Below are 4,061 nucleotides of genomic sequence, written 5' to 3'. Positions count from 1 at the left end.
CGGTGGTGGTCTGGTCACCACCCACAGCCGGGGTGATGGCGATCTTTCCGGCGATGATCGCGTTGCGGAACTGGATGTGCGAGTCGACCGCGCCCGCGCGCCAGTCGGCACTGCGGTAGTCGTCGCGGGCCGACTCGATGTCACGCTGCTCGGCGCGGGACCAGGCGAGCACAGCCTCGTTCGCACCACCCACAGCCGGAGACGGGCGGCCAGAGACGGCGAAAGCGCGTCCCGCCTCGAACAGCGCCTCCCCAATGCGCATGTCGACCTCGCGCTGACCGTCGTCCAGCTCGACCCAGCCCAGCAGCCACGACGGTTTCGGGTCGTCCTGCTCGCTGGCCCACCTGACCCACACCTGACGCACCCATCGGCCAAGGAGTTCACGCGAGTCGGTGGGTTCCCCGCTGTCCGGCACAGGATGGGTGGCCACGGGCGGCGAGAACGGATGGCGGACGGTCGGCCCAGGCTCCGTGGCATCGTGGTCGGGGTAGAACGGGCGACCGCAAATGTTGCACGTCGAGTTGGTGGTCATCGAGCCACCTCCCGCCGGTACCGATCGGTGATCTCCCACATCTTGTGGCCCGGCTTCGGGTTGCAGTCCGGGCAGTAATGCCGCTTCGATCGGCCCGCGAAAACCCTCCAGCCAGCCTCGACCGCCAACCGGTCGTGGTACTCAGAATCAGTCGATTCGGGACCGTCGAGCTCCCGGGCGCACGGATCACACCGGACACCGGTGTGTACGAGGAAGTACAGGTTGCTCATCGGGGAGTCACCTCCCCAGCGCGCCGCGCCGCCCACTCACACACCTGCTCATACGCCTCAGGAGTGAGACCCCCGCGAGGACCAGCGACACGGTCGATCTCGTCGCACAACGCGAGGAGGTGGGCGCACATGTCGCGGATCTCTTCCGGGCAGAGGCGGGGTCCCGATTCGTGGCCGTAGTCGCTGACCCAGACCCAGATGCCGCCGTCGTCGCTGGGGGCGACACGGACAGTGTTGCCGCCCTCGTCGTGCCAGAAGATCGCGTCGTGAAGGGCACCGCGCATCGGCTTGCGGATTCCGCTCATTTCTGCTGTGTCCTTTCGGGCTGTGCCTCGCCCAGCGATAGGAGTGCTGTGGGCTTCTGACCAACACCGGCGCAGCGGTACGAGCGGTACTCGTTCCACATGCCAGAGCCGACCGGTCCGCCATGGTGACGCAGCGTCCCGTCCTTCTTGAGCAGCATGTCCCGGTCACAAACCGGGCACCTGCCGCGCTTCTCGCTCATTGCTGTGTCCTTTCGGGTGTAGCCACCAGTCATGCTCGGTCCCCGTCGCGCCATCCGCGCGCATAGATCGTGGCCAGTTTGGTGGTGATCACGCTGTCGAGGTCGATGTCGAGGTCGTGCGCGGTGACGTAGGCGGTGATCACGACATCGGCGAGCTCGAGGTGCATGTCGGTGGCGGTGCCGGTGCGGCGGGCTTGTCCGGACCACCGGCGGTAGGCGCCCACGAACTCGCCCACCTCCTCCGCCAGGGCCAGCACATCGCGCTGTGCCGCGGTGTCCGGGCCGAACCCGCGGCGTAGGTGTTGGGCGATGTCGGCCGCACAGGTAGCGAGGTCCATCACGCGTCTCCTTTGGGCTGGTCGTCTCCCTGCTCGCCGGGCGGGGAGGTCAGGAACTTGTCGAGGTGGTCGAGCAGTTCGTCCATGCCGACCATGGGTCCGCCGCGCCATGCCGCGATCTGTTCCTGTGCCGCTGTGATGCGCCGGTCCCGCTCGGCGATCTCTGCTTCCTTCGCGGCCAGGTGCTTGCTCGCGATCCGCACCGCAGCGTCGAGCACCACATCGGGGCCATACAGGTCCGGGCTCGTCCCGAGGATCTTCGCTTCACGCTCGATCGCCTTGCGCAGGTCGTCACTGGGCATTGTCGGCCTCCTCGGCGGGGACACATGTCCCGGCTTTGATGTAGTGGTCCACGCCATCGTCGTCCGTCAGAAATTCCTGATCGTCGAACTTCGCAAGGCCACACCAGCGGCCAGTGACGATCCCTGGCTCGGTGTAGCGCTCAGCTGTGACACGGTCGTCGATGTTCGGTTGACGCTCCGATGGTCGCCACTCGCCGATCTCACGGGACAACACGCGGGCCTGGAAACCGTGGGCACGACTCGTCTCGGCTTCCTTTCGAGCGTCCCGCTCAGTCATGAATTCGGTAAAATCCATGCCAACCTGCACGCACCACTCCCGTGCCCGGTCTGCTGGGGTAGGAGCCGCCAGAAGGCCAGCGGCGGCGAGGCCGCGGGCGTCTCGGCGCCAGGTCTCCTGGATCTGCTCGTCGAGCTCGTCCCAGTCGGACCCTTGCACACCGACCTCGGACCACTGTGCGCAGCGGGTGGCGTGCAACACCCGTGCGGCCAGCTCGATCGTGTCTTCGCCTGTAGCAGGAGCCGAAGCCTGCCGTGCGTGGGCATATTCGGCCAGCACCTTGAGTCGCCGTGCGAGGCGGTCGATCTCGGACGCGGGCCACGTCTGTGCGCTGCACACCATGCAGCGACTGGGCGAGTGCGTGCCGTCGTGGCGGGTGTCCGTTGCGGCCGGGGACTGGGCGGCGCGCCACCGGGCCGGCGCCACCTGCTCGTCCAGGTAGGCGATAGCGGCGCGCATCTCGCCGACCAGCTCGTTGGCTTGCCCGCAGAGAGCACCGAGTAGGCCGTTGAGGCGGGCACGTAGGTGGGAGAGCGGGCAGTCAGGACTGGTCACCGGTCCCCCTCGGTCAGGTCTTCGGGAGCTTCCGAGGCATCCAGCATGTTCGCGATCTTCCGTAGGTTCGCGGCAGCCGTCGCCATGTCCTGACGTGGCGCCAGCACAGTGGGGCGCCCGGGCGGCCATCCGGTCAGCAGCCAGCGCGGATCACACCGCATCGCCTCGGCGAACTCGATCACCTGCTCAGCGCTGGCGCTCTGCCGTCCGGCTTCGATGTTGGCGATACTGGAGCGGGTCAGGTCCACTCGCGCCCCGAGTTCAGTTTGGGTGAGCCCGGCGACGGTGCGCGCCGTGTTGACGCGCTTGCCGTACTCCTCCGCGAAGGTGCTCACCGGCCCCCCTCCATAGCGCTCACGATCTGGTGATGCCCCATGCCGTCTGCCGCTTCCCGGTTGGCGATGATCCAGGCGGCGATCTGTTTCGCGCGCTTGAACCCGCGCTTTCCGGGCCGCGCCAACCAGCGGCCGTGGTCGAGGGGCACGTGCCCGGCGACCCATCCGACCTCATCGGGATTGGGGTAGGCGCGGTGCAGGTGCCATTCGTCGGTGTCGGACCAGCCTGCTTTGCCGCGGTGGACGCTGTGCGTGGCCAGCGCCCACACGGTGGAGTCGTACTCGGCGAGGTAGAGACCCTGCTGGTCGGACCAGGTCAGGTTGGCGGGCGGGCTGGTCATCCGGGGTCCCCCTCGGTTGTCTGGACGGTGCTCCGCTGCTGCTCAACACACTGGCGGTCGCTGGCCTCCCTCGGCTGTAGCTGGGACGGCACAGCTTCGGTCAGGTCCATCTCGACCAGCACAGCGTCGGTGACCTTCCACAGTCGCCGGTCGCCGGGGTAGCCGGTTTCGAGCCAGCCAGTCGCGTGGGCCTCGACAGTAAAGGCGTACAGGGGCCACTGGCCTCGGATCTTGCCGAGCCAGAACTCGCCCGGCGGCGGGTTCGTGATGTCGCGAGCATCAGCCATCGTGGGCTCCTGTCTGGAAGTCTGGGAACGGCAGCCCGACCAGTCCGGCCTCGGCGAGATATTCGGCTCCCGCTACGTGCTTCGGGCATAGGAGGCGCTCACCGAAGACCAGCCACCCAAGCCACTCGGCGCTACCCTTGGTGCCCTCGCTGATCTCCGGTGTGCTGGTGAGCGCGTCGTAAAACTCGCCCTCGCCGTCTTCGTCGGGGTAGCGGAGCACCTCGGTGCACTGGCCGCGCGTGGTGATGCCGTCGCAGCGGTACTTGTACATCGTCACCGGTTCGAAGCTCACGAGTCCGCTCCTGTCTGGTCGTCGATGTCGGCCATGACCTCCGACCATGTCAGGCCCGACGACGGCC

10 protein-coding genes are annotated in these 4,061 nt (G+C 67.5%); all 10 read right to left on the bottom strand.

Annotated elements, in window-relative coordinates; all coding sequences use genetic code 11:
• Positions 1-532: hypothetical protein (locus VJT49_RS00815; RefSeq protein WP_414635767.1), on the bottom strand; the 532-nt coding region annotated here is incomplete at its 3' end.
• A 226-nt stretch (positions 533-758) separates the two neighbouring features.
• Positions 759-1,067 carry a hypothetical protein gene (locus VJT49_RS00810; RefSeq protein ID WP_324162091.1) on the bottom strand — a complete coding sequence of 103 codons (309 nt, stop codon included), beginning with the start codon at positions 1,065-1,067 and terminating at the stop codon, positions 759-761.
• Positions 1,064-1,267: a hypothetical protein gene (locus tag VJT49_RS00805; RefSeq protein WP_324162089.1), complete on the bottom strand. Its 204-nt coding sequence runs from the start codon at positions 1,265-1,267 to the stop codon at positions 1,064-1,066. Before VJT49_RS00805 ends, VJT49_RS00810 begins: the two co-directional genes overlap by 4 nt.
• A 29-nt stretch (positions 1,268-1,296) precedes the next feature.
• On the bottom strand, positions 1,297-1,605 hold the full coding sequence (locus VJT49_RS00800; protein ID WP_324162087.1) for a hypothetical protein: 309 nt from the start codon (positions 1,603-1,605) through the stop codon (positions 1,297-1,299).
• Positions 1,605-1,907, bottom strand: a complete 303-nt coding sequence (locus VJT49_RS00795) for a hypothetical protein (RefSeq protein ID WP_324162085.1) — start codon at positions 1,905-1,907, stop codon at positions 1,605-1,607. The genes VJT49_RS00800 and VJT49_RS00795 overlap by 1 nt, the downstream gene beginning before the upstream one ends.
• Positions 1,897-2,643 (bottom strand): hypothetical protein, encoded by a 747-nt coding sequence (locus tag VJT49_RS00790; RefSeq protein WP_324162083.1) that lies wholly within the window; start codon positions 2,641-2,643, stop codon positions 1,897-1,899. The genes VJT49_RS00795 and VJT49_RS00790 overlap by 11 nt, the downstream gene beginning before the upstream one ends.
• Before the next feature lie 92 nt (positions 2,644-2,735).
• Positions 2,736-3,074, bottom strand: coding sequence for a helix-turn-helix transcriptional regulator (locus tag VJT49_RS00785; RefSeq protein ID WP_324162082.1), 339 nt, complete (start codon positions 3,072-3,074; stop codon positions 2,736-2,738).
• Entirely contained in the window at positions 3,071-3,415 is a 345-nt protein-coding gene (locus tag VJT49_RS00780; RefSeq protein WP_324162080.1) for a hypothetical protein, read from the bottom strand. Before VJT49_RS00780 ends, VJT49_RS00785 begins: the two co-directional genes overlap by 4 nt.
• Positions 3,412-3,702 carry a hypothetical protein gene (locus tag VJT49_RS00775; protein ID WP_324162078.1) on the bottom strand — a complete coding sequence of 97 codons (291 nt, stop codon included), beginning with the start codon at positions 3,700-3,702 and terminating at the stop codon, positions 3,412-3,414. The genes VJT49_RS00780 and VJT49_RS00775 overlap by 4 nt, the downstream gene beginning before the upstream one ends.
• On the bottom strand, positions 3,695-3,994 hold the full coding sequence (locus VJT49_RS00770) for a hypothetical protein (protein WP_324162076.1): 300 nt from the start codon (positions 3,992-3,994) through the stop codon (positions 3,695-3,697). The genes VJT49_RS00775 and VJT49_RS00770 overlap by 8 nt, the downstream gene beginning before the upstream one ends.
• Positions 3,995-4,061 lie beyond the last annotated feature (67 nt).

This window comes from Amycolatopsis sp. (genome assembly GCF_035276945.1).
GTDB lineage: Bacteria > Actinomycetota > Actinomycetes > Mycobacteriales > Pseudonocardiaceae > Amycolatopsis_E.
The sequence above is the reverse complement of the archived record's forward strand: the minus strand, read 5'-3'. Positions and strand labels throughout refer to the sequence as shown.